Here is a 16,662-nt window from a genome sequence, read left to right as displayed (position 1 = left end):
GCCGGGCCCCGGGAGGCGAGACCCCGCTACGACGGCCGCAGCGGCATGGTGCGCCGGGTCGCCAGCAGCAGCGCGATGTCGTCGGGGCGGTCCGCCATGTGCCGGGCCGCCGCGGTGAGCCGGTCGGCCACAGCCGACAGCGAACGCCCTTCCGGACGCCCGCCCAGGGCGCCGGCCCTGGCCAGCGCCACCCGCAGCGCGCTGATCCCCACATCGATGTCGAGGCCGGGCCGCTCCACCAGCCCGTCGGTGTAGAGCGCAAGCACGGCACCGGGCTCGACGAGCAGCTCAGCCACCGGGTACTGCGCCTGCGGATCGACCCCCAGGACCACCCCGCCGGGCAGATCCAGCACTTGAGTGCGCCCGTCGGGACTGCGCAGCAGCGGCCGCGGATGCCCGGCCACCGCGGCCCGGGCGAGACCGGTCGCCGGGTCGAGACGGATGTAGCAGCAGCTCGCGAACAGCCCCGCGTCGAGGTCGATCAGCAGATGGTTGGTGCCGCTCATGACCTCGTCGGGCGACCGGTCGCCGAGCGCGAAGGCGCGTACCGCGCTGCGCAACTGGCCCATGGTGGCGGCCGCCTGGACGCCGTGCCCCTGCACATCGCCGATGACCAGCGCCATCCCGTCCCCGGCGGCCACGACGTCGTACCAGTCGCCGCCCACCTCCATGCCCTGGGTGCCGGGCAGATAGCGGCCGGTGGTCTCCATCAGCGGGTGCTGCGACAGACGCCGGGGCAGCAGCGCCTGCTGCAGCCCCCGGGCGAGGGCCGCCTCGCTCTCGTAGCGCTGGGCCTTCTCCATGGCGTGCGCGATCAGCCCGGCCAGGGCCGTCAGGACCGTGCGTTCCTCGTTGCTGAAGCTGCGCGGACGGTCGAACCCGAGGATGCAGGAGCCGACCGGGCGGCCGGACGCGATCAGCGGCAGGAAGGCGCGGGCCCCCTCCCGCGCGTCCAGCGCGATGCCCGGATAGGCGTCGGCGAGCTGCTGCATCGAGTCGAAGAAGAGGGGGCGGCCGCTGGTCAGGGTCTCCACACCGGGCAGCCGCTCGTCCATCCCGACGCCCTCGAACGGCGCCAGGAACCCCTTCGGGAAGCCGGTCTCCCACGCCAGATACAGATGCCGGTCCTGCAGCAGGTAGATGGCCAGCCGGTTCCCGCCGAACGCGGGCAGCAGCTCCCGCATCACCACGGCGGACACCTGCCGGGCGGTGACGGCCTCGGTCAGGGCGATGGCGAGGACGATCGGGCGGTACAGCGGCGAGAGGGAGGGCGTGCCCGGGGACTGGGACCCGGACTGCTCCTCCGGGGGACCGGACGGGGCGTCCGCCACCCGGTGTCCCAACCGGACCGTGCAGGTCAGGAAGTCGGCGCCCGGATAGACGGACAGGGCGAGCCAGTCGCCCGCGAACGGGTGCGGCGGGCGTTCCCGCCCGTGCGTGGACGGTCTTCGGACGTGGAAGTGCACCGGGTCGGGGGAGAGCAGCGCCCCGCGCAGATGGTCCTCGAGCGTGGGCTGGTTCAGCCAGGGCACGCCCTCCCACAGCGTGCGGCCCAGCAGCTCGGTGCGCGGACGGCGCAGCAGCCGTGCCGCGTGCGGGTTGGCGTAGACGACATGGCCCAGCCGGTCCAGGCACAGCACCCCCTCCGGCAGCAGATCGGCCGCCGCGTCCGCCACGGATCCCGGGCCGGGGTCGAGGACGACACCCCGCACCGCCGCCGGCACGGCCGGGCCCGGCGCGTCCGTGCGCGGACCCCACACCTCGACCAGGCGGGGCGCGCCGTGCGGGGCGCGGACGTACAGCGGCAGCGCGGGCGGCCGGCCCCCGGCCGCCTCGCGCAGCACCGCCAGGACCCGCTGGGCGTCGGCGGGCGCGACCGCCGACGCGAACGTCTCCGCCGTGAGCGGGGCGTCCTCGGGCGGCGTGCCCAGCGCGCCGCTCAACCACGCGTCCGCCACGACCTCGCCGGTCGCCGGATCCCAGCGGAAGCGGCCGACGTGCCCGGACGGCTCACGACTGGCCGGCGGCCGTACGCACAGCGGGCCGCCGTCCCAGGTGACCGTGTCCGGGTCCTGGCCGTCCAGCTTCTCCAGCGCCGCCCCCAGCTCCTCGGCCAGCCGTCCCAGGCGCTCGCGCACCGGCACCAGTTCCATGGCGTCCGTCGTCGAGGGCCGCAGCACGGTCAGCACCCCGAACACCTTCGACGCCCCGGCGACGGGCACGGTCAGGGAGCCGAACTGGAACGGCAGGGCGGCCGCGAACTGGGGATAGCGCCGCATGGTCTCGGTGGCGTTCGGAAGGGCCACCTCGACGCCCAGCCGGTAGGAGTCGGCCACCGGGAAGGGACGGTCGGAGTGCACCCGCCACCACGGCCGGAACAGGGGGCCCGGCAGCCCCTCCAGCACCGCCAGCCGCAGCAGCCCGGGCGTGCGGGAACGCAGATAGACCCCGGCCGCGTGACCGCCGGACGCGCTGATCGCCTCCGCCGAGACAACGATCAGCAGTGCCGCCAGCCTGCCGGACCTCCGCTCCGCGCTCTCGGCGCTCCCAGTCATCGGTCCTACCTCGTCCGTACGCATCGCGCGTGCGACACAGCAAGAATGCGCCAGGACGCACCTCGTCCGCACCTGGGCGGACCGGCTCGGCCACGGCGGCCGCATGGATCGATGGACGCCACATGCCCGGGGCGGGTACCCCGGCCCGGCGCGGTCAAGCCCTGGGCGGCGAACAGGGCGCGTGACGCGCGGGCCGACCGGGCACATCAGCAGAAAAGGGACCGGCTTCCGCGTCCTCGGTGCGACACCCCGGCCCCGCCGGCCCGGCCCCCGGGCCACGGGCGGCGGCCCGGCACAGGCAGGAGAGCGACGATGGACTACTACGAGCTCGGCACCCGCACCCGCCCCGTGACCACGTCCTCCGCGCAGGCCCAGCTCTGGTTCGACCGCGGCCTGACCTGGACGTACGCCTTCAACCACGAGGAGGCCGTCGCCTGTTTCGAGGCCGCCGCCGAGGCCGACCCCGACTGCGCCATGGCGTACTGGGGGATCGCCTACGCCCTCGGCCCGAACTACAACAAGCCCTGGGAGGCCTTCGACGACAAGGACCTCGCCGGCACCGTCGAGCGCACCCACGCCGCCGTGGAACGCGCCCACGAGAAGGCCGCGAACGCCACCCCGGTCGAACAGGCCCTGATCTCCGCGCTGCGCGCCCGCTACCCCCGGAGCAGGGCCGTGCCGGACTGCTCCGTCTGGAACGCCCCCTACGCGGACCGTATGCGGGAGGTCTACGAACTCGCCCCCGAGGACCTGGACGTCGCCACCCTCTACGCCGACGCCCTGATGAACCTGACCCCCTGGCAGCTGTGGGACCTCAGGACCGGCGAGCCGGCCGAGGGCGCGCGCACCCCGGAGGCCAGGAGGGTGCTGGAGCGGGCACTCGCCGACCCCCGCGGGCGCGACCACCCGGGCGTGGTGCACATGTACATCCATCTGATGGAGATGTCCCCCGCGCCGGAGGAGGCCCTGGTCGTCGCCGACCGGCTGCGCGACCTGGTGCCCGACGCCGGGCACCTGCTCCACATGCCCTCCCATCTGGAGGTCCTGTGCGGCGACTACCGGCGCGTCGTCGCGGACAACACGGCGGCCATCGCGGCCGACGAGAAGTACCGCGCGCGGGCCGGGGTGATGAACTTCTACACCCTGTACCGCTCGCACGACTACCACTTCAAGATCTACGGAGCGATGCTCCTCGGACAGAGCGAGGTGGCGCTGGACACCGTGGCCCAGCTCGAGGAGTCCATCCCTGAGGAACTGCTGCGGGTGACCAGCCCACCCATGGCGGACTGGCTGGAGGGCTTCCTCGCCATGCGCGTCCACTCCCTGATCCGTTTCGGCCGCTGGGACGACATCCTCGCCCTGCCGCTGCCCGCCGACCGCGACCTGTACTGCGTCACGACCGCGATGACGCACTACGCGCGCGGGGTCGCCCTCTCCTCGACGCACCGCGTGCGGGAGGCCGAGGAGGAGCGGCGGCTGTTCCACGATGCGGTCGCCCGGGTGCCGGACACCCGCATGCTCTTCAACAACACCTGCGCCGACATCCTCGCCATCGCCGGTGCGATGCTCGACGGCGAACTCGAGTACCGCAAGGGCGACCACGACGCCGCGTTCGCCGCGCTGGAACGCTCCATCGAACTGGACGACAACCTCCCCTACGACGAGCCCTGGGGCTGGATGCAGCCCACCCGGCACGCCTACGGCGCTCTCCTGCTCGAACAGGGCCGGGTCGCCGAGGCCGAGGCGGTCTACCGGGCCGACCTCGGACTCGACGACACCCTGCCGCGCTCGTGCCGGCACCCCAACAACGTCTGGTCCCTGCACGGTCTGCACGAGTGCCTGGTGCGCCTCGGCCGGATGGGGGAGGCGCACATGGTGGCCCAGCAGCTGCGGCTCGCCACCGCCCTCGCCGACGTACCGGTCGAGGCGTCCTGCTACTGCCGGCTGGAGAAGACCGGCACGGGCACCGGGGACGACTGCTGCTCCGGGTGACGGGCTCCGTCGTACAACCCTTCGGTCCCCTCGGACGTCTTGGGGGTGAACCCGGCGTTCCGCCGTGGTTCACCCTTCCGTCACCGATGTTCGATCAGAGGACCTCATGTTCCCCACCGCCCCAGGACTTCGTGTGCACCGCAGGATCGCCGGCGCGGTGGGTGCCGTCTCCCTGCTGGCCGTGTGCGCGGCACCCGCCGCCGCGGACGACCCCGCCCCCGCCCCCGGACTGGTGCTGGAGAAGACCGCCCCGATCGACGGGGTGCGGGCGGGCGGCACGTTCACGGTGCCCGGCCGCTTCTGGTACACCGGCGCCGAAGCGCTCGACAAGGTCTGGATGACATACACCGTCAGCCACGGACTGTCCCTGAGCGAGGTGCCCTCCAACTGCCGGGCCTTCAAGACCTGGGGATACGACGAGATCCCGACCGGCGCCATGGCGCTGTGCGAGTTCGACCAGCAGGTGGAGCCCGGTGTCACCTACGCTCCCGAGGGCGGCCTGAGGATCGGCGCCATGGACCGGGCGCTGTACGAGCGCCTCGTCGTCTCCGTCACCGACTACGAGGCCTACCCCGGGGACGAGGCCACGTCGGGCCCCATGCCGGGCACGGGCCCGGCCCTGAAGCTGGTCGAGCAGCCCGACGTCCCGGCGCAGGAGCCCGGCACACCCGTCGACGAGGACGCGCACTTCCAGCAGATACCCGTGACGGCGAAGAACACCGCTGACTTCCAGGCCCTGGGCGGAGCGCTGAAGGGCCGTGTCGGGGAGACCGTGGAACTCAAGGCCGGATTCCGCAACGCCGGTCCCGCCTGGGTGCAGGTGTACCGGGACGGCGTCCCGCTCGCCGAGGTCGAGGTCAAGCTGCCCGCCGGCACGACGGCGACGAAGTACCCGAACTGCGAGAAGGTGGCCGCCCGGACCTACCGCTGCCCCCTCGACCTGCCCTGGGCCGACGAGAACCAGGACTACGCGCGGACCTTCAAGGTGCGGATCGACAAGGCCGTCGACGGAGCCAAGGGCTCGGTGGCGCTGGTCGGCAAGCTCGGGGAGTGGGACACCGAGCACGGCAACGACAAGGCGCCCATCACCCTCCAGGTGACCGGTGGCGGCTCCTCCACCGGCGGCGGCTCGTCGTCCGGCGGTGGCTCCTCCACCGGCGGTGGCGGCGGATCCACCGGCGGCTCCTCGTCCACCGGCGGATCCGGCACGGGCGGCACCGGCGGCGGCTCCTCCACCGGCGGCTCGACGACCGGCGGAGCGGACACCGGCGCTTCCGGCGACCTCGCCAGCACCGGGTCCAGCTCGGCCCTGCCGATCGCCGGTGCCGCTGCCGCCGCCGTGGGCGCCGGCGCGGCCGCCGTCCTCGTGGTGCGCCGCCGCCGCGCGGCACGCGGCTGATGTGACACCGGTGCGGGCCGGGCTCAGGGGAGCCAGGGTCTTTCGTCTGGATCACCCCGCGAGCCCGGCATGATCCAAACGAGAGGCCCTTAGGCCGTGTCCGCAAAGTCCCGCCTGCCGTTCGACGCCCGGCACTCCCCCAAGCTCTTCGAGCAGGGGGACCCCCACTCGCCGCACCGGCCGGGCTCCCGCGTACAACCAGTACGCGGGAGCCCGTCCGGCGCTCCCCCAACTCTTCGAGCAGGGGGTACCCCCAGAGCACGCACCGGACGCCGCTCGGCCCGCCCTACGGGCGGACGACGCGACTTTACGGACACGACCTAGGCCCGCGCGGGCGTGTCGTCCAGGAACCCGCCCGACTGGTGCTGCCAGAGCCGAGCGTAGGCACCGTCGGTGCTGATCAGCTCCGCGTGGGAGCCCTGCTCCACGATCCGCCCGCGGTCCAGGACGACGAGCCGGTCCATACCCGCGACCGTGCTCAGCCGGTGCGCCACCACCAGCGCGGTGCGCCCCTCCATGAGCCGCCACAGCGCCTCCTGGACGAGGATCTCGCTCTCCGAGTCCAGCGCGCTCGTCGCCTCGTCCAGCAGCAGGATCGGCGCGTCCCGCAGGATCGCCCGGGCCAGCGCGACCCGTTGGCGCTGACCGCCCGACAGCTTGATCCCCCGCTCGCCGACCATGGTGTCGAAGCCCTGCGGCAACGCGTCCGCGAACTCCGTGACATGCGCCGCCTCGGCCGCGCGGCGGATCTCCGCGTCACCGGCGCCGGGCCGGGCGAACGCGATGTTCTCCCGCAGGGTGCGGTGGAACATCGCCGGGTCCTGCGGCACGTACGCCATCAGGCTGCGCAGGTCGGCCTGGCGCATCCGGCTGATGTCCTGACCGCCGATCAGGATGCGGCCGCCGTCGACGTCCGTCATCCGCAGCAGCAGCCGGGTCAGCGTGGTCTTGCCCCCACCCGACCGTCCGACCAGGCCGATCCGGGACCCGACGGGCACCTCCAGGTCGAGACCGTCGAACAGGGGGCGCCCTCCCCGGTGCGCGAAGGTGACCTTCTCGAAGCGGATGTCGAGGGCGCCGCACGGCGCCGGCTCCGGCACGGGCGGGTCCAGCACGGTCGCCGGTGTCAGCAGCAGTTCGGTGAACTGGGCCGCCTCCGTCATCGAGTTCTCCAGGCGGCGGTAGATCTGATTGAACTCGAACATGATCCGGGTGGCGTTGCTGTAGTAGGTGAACGCGACCACCACCGCCTCCACGCCGTGCTCGCCGCCGCCCAGCGTCACCGCCAGCAGCAGCCCCAGCGCGTTCGTCAGGACCGACATCGGCGCGACCAGCGTGTCGATGCGCAGATTGCCGTAGTCCCATGAACGCAGCGTCAGCCGACGGGAGGTGGCGACGCGGGTACGGTGCTCGGCGGCCTCGCGCTCCTCGGCGGCGAACGCGCGCACGGTCTCCATGTTCGTCAGGCTGTCGGCGACATGGCCGGCCACCCGGGCGATCGCCTCCTCCCGCCGGTCGACGAGGGCCTGGCGACGCCGGATGAGCGGCACCACGCAGACCGCCGTCACCGAGATCATCACCAACAGGCCGACGACGAGCAGCGGTTCGTAGCGCCACAGCACCACGGCTCCGAAGACCAGTGGCACGAAGCTGCCCATGATCTGGAACGTCAGTGTGTCGACGAACTGCTCGAAGCGGGCGGCGAAGCTCAGGACCCGCTTGGTGAGCGAGCCGGCGAAGTTCTCGTGGAAGAACGCGGCGTCCCGGGCGAACAGTTCGTCCATCCCGATGACGTACAGATGCTCGATGCCGAGCGCGTCCAGCCGGTTCAGGCAGTGCAGGGCGATCCGCCACAGCGTCTCGGCGAGCAGCAGTACACCGATGAAGCCGAGGACGTACGGCAGGGCCGAGGAGACGGTGACCTCCCCGTCGCCGGCGATGTCGCCGACGAGCTTGGCCACGATGAGCGGAGCGATGTAGTTGATGCCGATGTTGCCGAGGGACGTCAGCAGCATCGCCGGGATCGTCAGCCACTTCAGGCGGACGAGCTCCCGGCCGTAGTGGCGCAGTGCGAGCAGCACCGAGCGTTTGCCCGGCAGGGTCCTGCGGGTCTCAGGCGTTCCCATCCCACCCCTGTACAGGTTCAGGCGACTACGTGGAGTCACGGTGTGAGTACGGCAGTGTCCCGCGCCGACTCCCGCTCCGTCCAAGGCTTTTCCGGCCGTCGGCCGTGTTCTGCGAGGAAGTGATCAATGAGGGAAAGCGGCTTCCCACTACCGTAAGTAACATGATCCACTTGCTCCCCGGGTGTCTCACGCGGTCTGCCCGGGCGTCGCGCGGCGTCCGCCCCGTGAGCCCTCGACCGACCATCCGAACACCCCCGAGGACATCGATGTCATCTCCCGAAGAGGCGCTGCGCCAGGCGCGCGCCGACTACGAGCAGCACATGCAGACGTGCCGTCAGTGCCATGTGGACACGGCCCCGTGCGCCGTCGCGAAGCACCTGCTACGTCTGTACAACAACGCGCGCCGGGGCGCCCCCCGGCGCTGAGCCGGACTCCCGCGCCCCAGGAGGACTTGATGCGATCCCTGCCCCGCTCGCCGGCCGGCTGGACGATGGCGGTCTTCGGCGCCCTCGCCGCCGTCATGGGGGTCGTCGGCCTTCTCGCCCCGGACGTCCTGCTGGACGTGATGGGGTTCACGCCGGTCGCGGAGGCGGGGCGCGCCGAGGGCGACCACACCCTGGTCTTCGTGACCGCGTCGTCCATGGCGGCGCTCAACATGGGCGTGTACTACGTGCTGGCGGCCCTCGCCGACTGGCGGCCGTTCTTCCGCTGGACCGTGCCGTTCCGGCTGCTGACGTGCACGGTGTTCACGCTCGCCGTGATCGCCGGCCGCGCCCCGGCCGGCTTCCTCGGGGTGGGGGTGTGGGAGGGCGTCGGCGCGCTGGCCACGGGGCTGGCCCTGCGCCATGAACGGCGCGGGGTGCGGGCGCCGGAGCAGCGGCCTGCGGGCGCGCCCGGGCGGTGAACCGGACGGGGATCGTCCGGCCCGCGCACGGGCGTGAACGGGGCCCAGGCCGTCCGGCCCGCGCGCGGGCCGGTGAACCGGACCCGGGCCGTCCGGGCGGTGACCGTACGGGGGCCGTCCGGCCCTTGCCCGGGAGGTGAACCGGACCGGGGCCTTCCGGCCCGCGCGCGGGCGGTGAACCGGACCCGGGCCGTCCGCCCGGAGCGTGTCACCACGGCCGGGCGGGCCTCACGCCAGCACCGTCTCCCAGGTGTCCACCGCGAAGTGCACGTCCAGGCCGTGCCGGGCGTAGAGCGCCGGGGCGCCGGTGGCGTTGGCGGTGTCCACGCCCAGCCCGATCGTGTCCCGCCCGCGCGCGGCGAACGCGGCGAACGCGTGCCGTAGAAGCAGTCCGCCCAGGCCCCGCCCCCGCGCCTCGCTCCGTACGCCGATGCTGCGGATCCAGCCCATCGCCTCCCGGTCGTCTCGGGACAGCAGGAACCCGGCGTCGCCGAGGTCGTCCGTCTCGACGAGCCACACCAGCGACCAGTCGAGCAGATCGGCGTCGATGTCGTGCAGCCACTGCTCGTAGGTGCGCGGCTGGAAGTCGAAGTGGGCGGCGAAGGTGGACTGGTGCAGCGCGTGGACCCGCGCCCGGTCGTGCTCGTCGGCGCAGGCCCGCAGCCGCACGCCGGGTGGCACCTCCGGAACCAGGTCACCGGCCGGGTCGAGCGGGCGGCGCAGCACGTGATAGCGGCGTACGGCGGACCACCCGCGCCGCTCCAACAGAGCTTTGTCGGTGGTGGGTTCGGCGTTGAGGTGCAGATGCACCACCGCCCGGCCCGCGCCGTTCTCCGTGGCCTTCTCCCGCGCCCGCGCCTCCATCGCGTCCAGCAGCAGCTCACCGGCCCGCTGGTGGTCGGGGAGCACATAGTGGTCGACGTCGATCCGCTCGCCGCCCGACTCGTCCCACAACAGGCCGTACGCCACCAGCCGTTCGCCGTCGAACGCCAGCCACGAGTCCCGCTCGAGGGTGATGTCGGGTCGCTTCAGGTCGGATTCGACGGTGTGCAGGTCGGTCTCGGGCCGGCCTATCTCGATCCGGTCGATCTCGTTGAGCAGGTCGGTCACGGCGGCCGCGTCGGCGAGGCCGGCCGGGCGAAGTGCGTAGGGCATGGGCCAAGGGTCCGGGGGAGGCGGGGGTGGCCGCAACGGATTTTCGACGCGTCCGGTCCGGAACCCCTTGCCCGAGTCCCGTATCGGGTGTCATGACCGGCGCAACCGATCACCCGAGGTGAACGTCCTTTTGAACATGTTCACTGCCACCGGCCCCGTGGGTGCCCCCCTGCGCCAGCTGCTCGACTTCGCGTGGATACAGACGCGGTCGTGCGCCTTCGCCATCGCCCTGATGTCCGGCGTCGCCGCGTCGGGCCTTCTGCGCGGGCTCCCCGTCGCCCGCTACGACCTGCTCGTCGTCTACGGGGTCCTGCTCACGCTGCTGTTCTGGCTGCGCGGCTGGGAGAACGGCCGGGACGTCGCCGTCATCGCGGTCTGCCATGTGGTCGGCCTGGCCTTCGAGATCGTCAAGGTCTCCCTCGGTTCCTGGAGTTACCCGGAGCCAGCCGTCCTGAAGTTCGCGGGCGTCCCGCTGTACGGCGGTTTCCTCTACGCAGCGGTCGGCAGCTACGTCTGCCGCGCCTGGCGCCTGTTCGACCTGGAACTGGTCCGGTACCGGCCCCGCTCGACCGCCCTGGTGGCCGCGGCCGTCTACGTCAACTTCTTCACCCACCACTGGCTGCCAGACGTCCGCTGGCCGCTCGCCGCCCTCCTGCTGGCCGTCACGGCGGGCACATGGGTGCGCTACACCGTGCGCGGGCGGCGCCTGCGGATGCCGCTGGCCCTGTCGTTCGTCCTCATGGGCTTCTTCCTGTGGGTCGCCGAGAACCTCGCCACCTATCTCGGCGCCTGGCGCTACCCCTATCAGCTCGACGGCTGGCAGCCGGTCGGCGTCGAGAAGTTCGGCGCCTGGTCACTGCTGATCAGCGTGACGTTCGTCCTCGCGGCGGTCGCCCGATCCCGGCGGCCCCGCGTATAGCGAAGCGGAGGGCGGGGCCGATCGCCCCGCCCCGGCCTCACGCTCCCTTGGGCCCCGCCTGCTGCACGACCTCGAACGACCACAGCGTCGAACCGGCGGCCGCGGGCTTGGGCCGCTCGCCGCCCTCCTGCCCGCCACCCTGGTGAGCCGCCTTCATCGGACCCTCCATCCACGCCTGGAAGGACTCCTCGTCCCGCCAGCGGGTGTAGACGAGGTAGGTGTCGGTGCCCTCGACAGGCCGCAGCAGCTCGAACCACTCGAACCCGTCGGAGTTCTCCACGGCGCGCGCCCGCGAGGCGAACCGCTTCTCCAGCGTCTCGCGCTGCTCCTGCGGGACGGTCAGCACATTGATCTTGACGATACTGGGCACAGCACACCTTTCGTAGCACGAGGACCCGGACGGGCCCCTCCCCGGATCATGGGCCGAAGTGTCCTACATCCGGCCGTGCAGGGGTGCGTGCGCCCCGCCCAGCGTGCGCCCCGCCCAAGCGTGCGCCCGCCCGGCATGCGCGCCGGTCAGCTGCCGGGCGTGACGAACTCGGGCTGGTCGAGCACCCGCAGCCAGCTCCCGTCGGGCTGGCGCCTCACCACCTGCGCCCGCGCGCCGGCGCCGTCGGACGGCGGGGTCGAGGTCAGGGCGATGTCCCCGCTGGCCAGCGTCGGCAGCGGCGGTTCCGGCGCGAAGCGGGGACGGTTCGCGAGCACCTTCTCCCACAGGGCGCGGATCGCCTCCCGCCCCACCGTCCGCTCGCCCGGCGGGTAGGCCAGCACCGCGTCCTCCTCGTAGAGGGCGGCGACCCCGGCCGCGTCCCCGGCGTTGGACCGCTCGACGAACAGACGTGTGATGTCCTCCGGCCGCATGGCCTTCTCGTACTCCGGCATGGATTCCTCCTGGGGGCGAGACGACGTTCCCTCGCCTTCCAGCCTGGTCACCCGGCGATCAGAAGTCCAACAGATGGTTCTTCTGCGTTCTAGAATCCACAGTCATGGAGCTGAGGCAGCTGGAGTACTTCGTCGCGGTGGCCGACGAGCGGAGCTTCACCCGCGCGGCGGAGCGGGTGCACATCAGCCAGTCCGGGGTCAGCGCACAGATCCGGCAGCTCGAACGGGAGCTGGGCGCCGAGCTGTTCGACCGGTCGGCGCGGGCCGTCACCCTCACCGTCGCCGGGAAGGCCGCCCTGGAAAACGCCCGGGCCGCACTCGCCGCCGCCGGCGCGGTCGGCCAGGCCGTCGGCGAGGTGACCGGCCTGATCCGGGGCCGGCTCACCGTCGGCATGGTCAGCGGCTGCACGCTCACCCCGCTCTTCGACGCCCTGGCCGCCTTTCACCGGGCACACCCCGGAGTGGAGCTGTCGCTGCTGGAGGACAGCTCGGACCGGCTCACCGAGGGGGTGCGCGACGGCACCCTCGACACGGCGCTGATCGGCGCCGCCACCGCTCCCGAGGGGCTGGACACCCTCACGGTCATCAGCGAACGGCTCGTCGTGGCCGTGCCGCCCGGGCACCCGCTGGCCCGGCGGCGGAAGGTCGTCCTGGACGATCTGACGGGCCATCCGATCGTGTGCATGCCCCCCGGCACCGGACTGCGCGCGGTGTTCGACCAGGCGTGCGCCGCGCGGGGACTGCGGCCCACGATCGCGCTGGAGGCCGGCGCCGGGGACGCCCTGGCCGGACTTGCCGCCCGGGGGCTCGGCGTGGCCGTCCTGAGCGCCTCGATGGCGGAGGGCCTCGACGACGTCCTCGTCGCCCGGACCCTCGCCGACGTCGAGACACCGGCGCTGCTCGCCCTGGTGTGGCGGCCCGTCCACGGCCCGGCCGTACGGGAGTTCCTGACGCACGCGCGACGGGCGTTCACGCACCCCTGACCGAGGTCACCCGGCCCGGGCGGCGGTGCGGACCTCGGTGACCGTCGACCCGGCCGTCAGCCCCGGGATCAGTACCACCGCCACCGCCATGTGCATCAGCGCGAGGGTGACGCGGGTGCCGGCGTCCATGCCGTCCCCGGTCAACGGCAGGAAGGACACGACCAGTACGGCGACGGCCACCCCGGTCCACACGGCGCGGGCGCGCCGTACGCCGGACCGCTCCAGGGCCGCCAGCAGTGCCCAGCCGGCGAGCGATGCGAGCAGGGCGACGAACACGATCGGCCCGGCGCCGATGTCGAGCGTCCGGTCGCCGTCGGTGATCCTCAGCCGATGGCCCAGCAGCGGGTCAGCGACCAGCCACACCAGAACGGGAGCGAGGGCGGCCAGGGCGCAGGCCACCGCGCGTCGTGCCCGCCCCTTCACCGGCCCTCGCTCGAGACGGCCCCGTGCAGGAAGACGTCGACCAGTTCCGCCGAGGTGAGATCGGGTTCGTCGTCCGTGCGCGGCTGGGTGAACAGCAGGCCGAAGAACAGGGCCGCGATCTGCTCCGGCGGTCTGCGCAGGACGGCCCGGTCGGGCTCCAGCAGATCGGCGAGGGCCGCGCGCAGACGGGCCGTCGACTCCTGGCGGCCGGCGCCGCGCACGGTCCCCGGATGCCTGCCGCCCCGGTGCCCCAGCGAGCCCATCACCGCGCCCATCCTCGCGAGGTGCGCCTGCAGCGCCTCGGCCGCCTCGGCGAGCCGGTCGGCAAGGGGTTGTGCGAGGTCGATCGCGTCGAGCTCGCGGATCGCGTGGTCGGGGGAGAGCGCCTCGGCGACGCAGGCCTGGATCAGTTCGTCCTTGTCGGCGAAGACCCGGAAGATCGTGCCCTCCCCGATGCCGGCGGCGCGGGCGATCTTCGCGGTGGTCACCGTGCCGCCGTACTCGGCGATCAGCGGGATCGCGGTCTGGATGATCATCTCGCGGCGCTGCTCCGGCGACATGGCGGGCGCGCGGCGACGGGCGGGCTGGTTCTCCTTCGGTGTCATGCCGGGAAGCCTACGGAGTGAGTACTCACTCCGTCAATGAGTGAGTACTCACTCCGGCCCTTTGGTGTGGGAAAGGCCTCGTGTTGGCATGGGAAAGGCCCCGTGCCCGGCCGGAGCCGGGGCCGGACACGGGGCCTCGATCGGTGGTGTGCCTGGATCGGGCGGTGTCCCGGGGTCAGGCGGTGTGGAGGGTCAGGCCGTAGCGGCCGAGGATCTCGTTGACCGGCTGGAACCAGGTCTCGCCGCCGCTGGAGCAGTTGCCCCAGCCGCCGGAGGTGACGCCCTGGGCCTGGTCGCCGCTGATGAACGAGCCGCCCGAGTCACCGCCCTCGGCGCACACGCTGGTCTTCGTCATCTGGTGCACCGCGCCCTGGGCGTAGTTCACGGTCTCGTTCTTGGCCAGCACCCTGCCGCAGTGCCAGCGCGTCGTCGAGCCCGAGCGGCAGATCGAGGCGCCGACCGGGGCCTCCGCCGAGCCGCGCACCAGCTGGTCCGGCACGGTGCCCCAGCCGAGCACCACCGGCACGGTCCACCAGCCGCTGCCCACGTTCACCCAGGCGTAGTCGTTGTCCGGGAACGAGGAGCCCTGGAAGTTCCCGATGTACGAGCCGTCCCAGCCGCGCACCTGCTGGCCGACGCCGCCGCAGTGGCCGGCGGTGATGAAGCCGCCGTGCACCGAGAAGCCTATGGAGCAGCGGACGTTGCCCGTGTAGTACGGGTCGCCGCCGACGGTGCCGGCCGCGAAGGTGGCGGGCGCGGACGCGACCGAACGCACGGTGACCGGACCGGCCGCCCGGGCCCGGGACACGAAATCGCGGACATCGTTGTCAGCCCGCTCGCCCCGTACGACGTTCACGACGACGGTCCCGGCCGCCGGGTCGACGTGCCAACTGCTCACCCCGGACGGGGCGTCGAGGCGGTCGATACGGGCCTTGGCCCGGTCGAGTTCCCGTGCGGTGTGCTCGACGGTGCGGACGGCGGCGCCGGTGGACTCGATACGGCGCACGGTCGCGGGGGAGGCGTCCGCGGTGACACCGACGGTGAGCCGTTCGCTGCGCGCGTCGAACCACGAGCCGCCGTAGGCGGATCCGGCCGCCTTGCGTGCCCTCGGCGCGAGCGCCGTGGCCGTGCGCTCGGCCGCGAGCCGCTCCACGGCCTGCTCCTTCGACAGTCCGAGGTCCCGGCGCAGGGCCTGGAGCAGTCCTTCGGAGGCGGGCGCGGCGCTCGCCTCGGCGGAAGCTTGGGTGGGGGAGTCGTCGGCCGTGGCCTGTCCGGTCCCGGTCGCGGTCCAGCCGCCGAGCACCAGGAGCGCGGAGAGACAGGCATAGGTGAGTCTGCTGCGTCTCAAGGGAGTTGCCCTTCGTCGTTCCAGCAAGGTGGGGGTGGAACAACCGCAAACTGAGAGCGCTCTCATCGGGTCGGGCCGAGCATAGCCAGGGCAGCCTGTCAGGTCCATACCAGCGACAGAAGCTGGTCCCGGCGCACGAACGGCACCGCGCGCACCCGGAGTCCCGGAGTGCGCGCGGTGCCGTACGGCCGCCTGTGTCAGCCGAGTTGGCCGGTCCTGGCCTCCCGCCACAGGTCGACTCCGCCGTCGGTGGCGTACTTGTCGACTTCGGCCAGCTCCTCGTCGCTGAAGTCGAGGTTCTCCAGCGCGGCCACGTTCTGCTCCAGCTGCTCGGTGCGCGACGCGCCGATCACCAGCGACGTCACCCGCGGGTCGCGCAGCGCCCAGGCGAGCGCCATCTGGGCGAGGCTCTGCCCGCGCCGGGCCGCGATGTCGTTGAGTGCGCGCAGCCGGCCGCGCATCTCCTCCGACAGCCAGCCCTGGTCGAAGGACTTGCCCTGGGTGGCCCGCGACCCCTCCGGCACGCCCTCCAGATACCGGCCCGTCAGCAGCCCCTGGGCCAGTGCCGTGAACCCGATGACACCGAAGCCCTCCTGTTCGGCGGCGTCCAGCAGCCCCTCGTTCTCGATCCAGCGGTTGAGCATGCTGTACGACGGCTGGTGGATGAGCAGCGGTGTGCCCAGGTCCCGCAGGATGGCGGCGGCCTGCCGGGAGCGCTCGGCGTCGTAGGAGGAGATGCCGACGTACAGGGCCTTGCCCTGGCGGACGGCGGTGTCGAGCGCGCCCATCGTCTCCTCCAGCGGGGTGCCGGGGTCGAGCCGGTGGGAGTAGAAGATGTCGACGTACTCCAGCCCCATCCGCTTCAGCGACTGGTCGAGCGAGGCCAGCACGTACTTCCGGGAGCCTCCGCCCTGGCCGTACGGTCCGGGCCACATGTCCCAGCCGGCCTTGGTGGAGATCACCAGCTCGTCCCGGTACGGCGCCAGGTCCTGCCGCATCAGCCGGCCGAAGTTGATCTCGGCGGAGCCGTACGGCGGGCCGTAGTTGTTGGCCAGGTCGTGGTGCGTGATGCCCAGGTCGAAGGCGCGCAGGGCGATCTCGCGCTGGGACTCGAACGGCTTGTCGTCACCGAAGTTGTGCCAGTAGCCCAGCGACAGCACGGGCAGATCGAGTCCTGAGCGCCCGGTGCGCCGGTACCGCATGGTGCCGTCGTAGCGCTCGGGGTCGGCGACGTGGTTCATCGAGGGGTCTCCACGGGGTGCAGTCGGGGTGGTTCCGTCCTGGTGAGGGACGTGTTCACTGTGCTCCTGCCCGATTCTCGCGTCCAACGCATCCTTTTCATCGCATTCAGCGACGCCGTTTCTGAATGTC

General features: G+C 72.5%; 15 protein-coding genes. 6 read left to right on the top strand and 9 right to left on the bottom strand.

The window, feature by feature from the left end; genetic code table 11:
* Window positions 1–26: 26 nt before the first annotated feature.
* Window positions 27–2,555 carry a SpoIIE family protein phosphatase gene (locus tag DC008_RS02330; protein WP_108705464.1) on the bottom strand — a complete coding sequence of 843 codons (2,529 nt, stop codon included), beginning with the start codon at window positions 2,553–2,555 and terminating at the stop codon, window positions 27–29.
* Between the two features lie 312 nt (window positions 2,556–2,867).
* Here DC008_RS02330 and DC008_RS02325 point away from each other — a divergent pair, with 312 nt between their 5' ends.
* Both DC008_RS02325 and DC008_RS35655 read left to right on the top strand, forming a co-directional pair.
* Complete coding sequence (locus DC008_RS02325; RefSeq protein ID WP_108705463.1) at window positions 2,868–4,547, top strand: hypothetical protein; 1,680 nt, start codon at window positions 2,868–2,870, stop codon at window positions 4,545–4,547.
* Between the two features lie 133 nt (window positions 4,548–4,680).
* Window positions 4,681–5,946 carry a hypothetical protein gene (locus DC008_RS35655; protein WP_244221325.1) on the top strand — a complete coding sequence of 422 codons (1,266 nt, stop codon included), beginning with the start codon at window positions 4,681–4,683 and terminating at the stop codon, window positions 5,944–5,946.
* A gap of 320 nt (window positions 5,947–6,266) precedes the next feature.
* Here DC008_RS35655 and DC008_RS02315 read toward each other — a convergent pair whose 3' ends face one another.
* Window positions 6,267–8,072 carry an ABC transporter ATP-binding protein gene (locus tag DC008_RS02315; RefSeq protein ID WP_108705462.1) on the bottom strand — a complete coding sequence of 602 codons (1,806 nt, stop codon included), beginning with the start codon at window positions 8,070–8,072 and terminating at the stop codon, window positions 6,267–6,269.
* 266 nt (window positions 8,073–8,338) lie between these two features.
* Between DC008_RS02315 and DC008_RS35350 the strand changes: the two genes are divergently transcribed.
* Complete coding sequence (locus tag DC008_RS35350; protein ID WP_164492249.1) at window positions 8,339–8,497, top strand: hypothetical protein; 159 nt, start codon at window positions 8,339–8,341, stop codon at window positions 8,495–8,497.
* A 29-nt stretch (window positions 8,498–8,526) separates the two neighbouring features.
* Entirely contained in the window at window positions 8,527–8,976 is a 450-nt protein-coding gene (locus DC008_RS02310) for a hypothetical protein (RefSeq protein WP_108705461.1), read from the top strand.
* A gap of 228 nt (window positions 8,977–9,204) precedes the next feature.
* Here the strand turns inward: DC008_RS02310 and DC008_RS02305 are convergent, their stop codons facing one another.
* Window positions 9,205–10,131, bottom strand: a complete 927-nt coding sequence (locus DC008_RS02305; RefSeq protein ID WP_108705460.1) for a GNAT family N-acetyltransferase — start codon at window positions 10,129–10,131, stop codon at window positions 9,205–9,207.
* Window positions 10,132–10,267: 136 nt separating this feature from the next.
* Between DC008_RS02305 and DC008_RS02300 the strand changes: the two genes are divergently transcribed.
* On the top strand, window positions 10,268–11,050 hold the full coding sequence (locus DC008_RS02300; RefSeq protein ID WP_108705459.1) for a DUF817 domain-containing protein: 783 nt from the start codon (window positions 10,268–10,270) through the stop codon (window positions 11,048–11,050).
* Window positions 11,051–11,087: 37 nt separating this feature from the next.
* Here DC008_RS02300 and DC008_RS02295 read toward each other — a convergent pair whose 3' ends face one another.
* Together DC008_RS02295 and DC008_RS02290 are read right to left on the bottom strand one after the other, a co-directional pair.
* The gene (locus DC008_RS02295) at window positions 11,088–11,420 is read right to left on the bottom strand and encodes an antibiotic biosynthesis monooxygenase family protein (protein WP_108705458.1); all 333 of its coding nucleotides are present in this window, start codon (window positions 11,418–11,420) and stop codon (window positions 11,088–11,090) included.
* A 146-nt stretch (window positions 11,421–11,566) separates the two neighbouring features.
* The gene (locus DC008_RS02290; RefSeq protein ID WP_108705457.1) at window positions 11,567–11,932 is read right to left on the bottom strand and encodes a YybH family protein; all 366 of its coding nucleotides are present in this window, start codon (window positions 11,930–11,932) and stop codon (window positions 11,567–11,569) included.
* 104 nt (window positions 11,933–12,036) lie between these two features.
* Between DC008_RS02290 and DC008_RS02285 the strand changes: the two genes are divergently transcribed.
* Window positions 12,037–12,915: a LysR family transcriptional regulator gene (locus DC008_RS02285; RefSeq protein WP_108705456.1), complete on the top strand. Its 879-nt coding sequence runs from the start codon at window positions 12,037–12,039 to the stop codon at window positions 12,913–12,915.
* Between the two features lie 6 nt (window positions 12,916–12,921).
* On the opposite strand, the gene DC008_RS02280 is transcribed toward DC008_RS02285, so the two are convergent.
* The 4 genes from DC008_RS02280 to mgrA all read right to left on the bottom strand — a co-directional run bounded on the left by DC008_RS02280 (window position 12,922) and on the right by mgrA (window position 16,532).
* Window positions 12,922–13,338, bottom strand: a complete 417-nt coding sequence (locus tag DC008_RS02280; RefSeq protein WP_108705455.1) for a DUF6069 family protein — start codon at window positions 13,336–13,338, stop codon at window positions 12,922–12,924.
* Window positions 13,335–13,898, bottom strand: a complete 564-nt coding sequence (locus DC008_RS02275) for a TetR/AcrR family transcriptional regulator (protein ID WP_382113653.1) — start codon at window positions 13,896–13,898, stop codon at window positions 13,335–13,337. The genes DC008_RS02280 and DC008_RS02275 overlap by 4 nt, the downstream gene beginning before the upstream one ends.
* Before the next feature lie 220 nt (window positions 13,899–14,118).
* Window positions 14,119–15,291 (bottom strand): S1 family peptidase, encoded by a 1,173-nt coding sequence (locus DC008_RS02270; protein ID WP_108705453.1) that lies wholly within the window; start codon window positions 15,289–15,291, stop codon window positions 14,119–14,121.
* Window positions 15,292–15,488: 197 nt separating this feature from the next.
* Window positions 15,489–16,532, bottom strand: coding sequence for an L-glyceraldehyde 3-phosphate reductase (gene mgrA / locus DC008_RS02265; RefSeq protein ID WP_108705452.1), 1,044 nt, complete (start codon window positions 16,530–16,532; stop codon window positions 15,489–15,491).
* Between the last annotated feature and the right edge of the window lie 130 nt (window positions 16,533–16,662).

Source organism: Streptomyces nigra (assembly GCF_003074055.1).
GTDB classification, from domain to species: Bacteria; Actinomycetota; Actinomycetes; order Streptomycetales; family Streptomycetaceae; genus Streptomyces; species Streptomyces nigra.
Note: the sequence above shows the minus strand (reverse complement) of the source record. Positions and strands in the feature narration are given on the sequence as shown.

Coding starts and splice junctions, on each gene's coding strand:
- DC008_RS02315 (WP_108705462.1), bottom strand. CDS start 8,072: ATGGGAACGCCTGAGACCCGCAGGACCCTGCCGGGCAAACGCTCGGTG.
- mgrA (WP_108705452.1), bottom strand. CDS start 16,532: ATGAACCACGTCGCCGACCCCGAGCGCTACGACGGCACCATGCGGTAC.
- DC008_RS02330 (WP_108705464.1), bottom strand. CDS start 2,555: ATGACTGGGAGCGCCGAGAGCGCGGAGCGGAGGTCCGGCAGGCTGGCG.
- DC008_RS02310 (WP_108705461.1), top strand. CDS start 8,527: ATGCGATCCCTGCCCCGCTCGCCGGCCGGCTGGACGATGGCGGTCTTC.
- DC008_RS02290 (WP_108705457.1), bottom strand. CDS start 11,932: ATGCCGGAGTACGAGAAGGCCATGCGGCCGGAGGACATCACACGTCTG.
- DC008_RS02275 (WP_382113653.1), bottom strand. CDS start 13,898: ATGTCGCCGGAGCAGCGCCGCGAGATGATCATCCAGACCGCGATCCCG.
- DC008_RS02285 (WP_108705456.1), top strand. CDS start 12,037: ATGGAGCTGAGGCAGCTGGAGTACTTCGTCGCGGTGGCCGACGAGCGG.
- DC008_RS02305 (WP_108705460.1), bottom strand. CDS start 10,131: ATGCCCTACGCACTTCGCCCGGCCGGCCTCGCCGACGCGGCCGCCGTG.
- DC008_RS02300 (WP_108705459.1), top strand. CDS start 10,268: ATGTTCACTGCCACCGGCCCCGTGGGTGCCCCCCTGCGCCAGCTGCTC.
- DC008_RS35350 (WP_164492249.1), top strand. CDS start 8,339: ATGTCATCTCCCGAAGAGGCGCTGCGCCAGGCGCGCGCCGACTACGAG.
- DC008_RS02325 (WP_108705463.1), top strand. CDS start 2,868: ATGGACTACTACGAGCTCGGCACCCGCACCCGCCCCGTGACCACGTCC.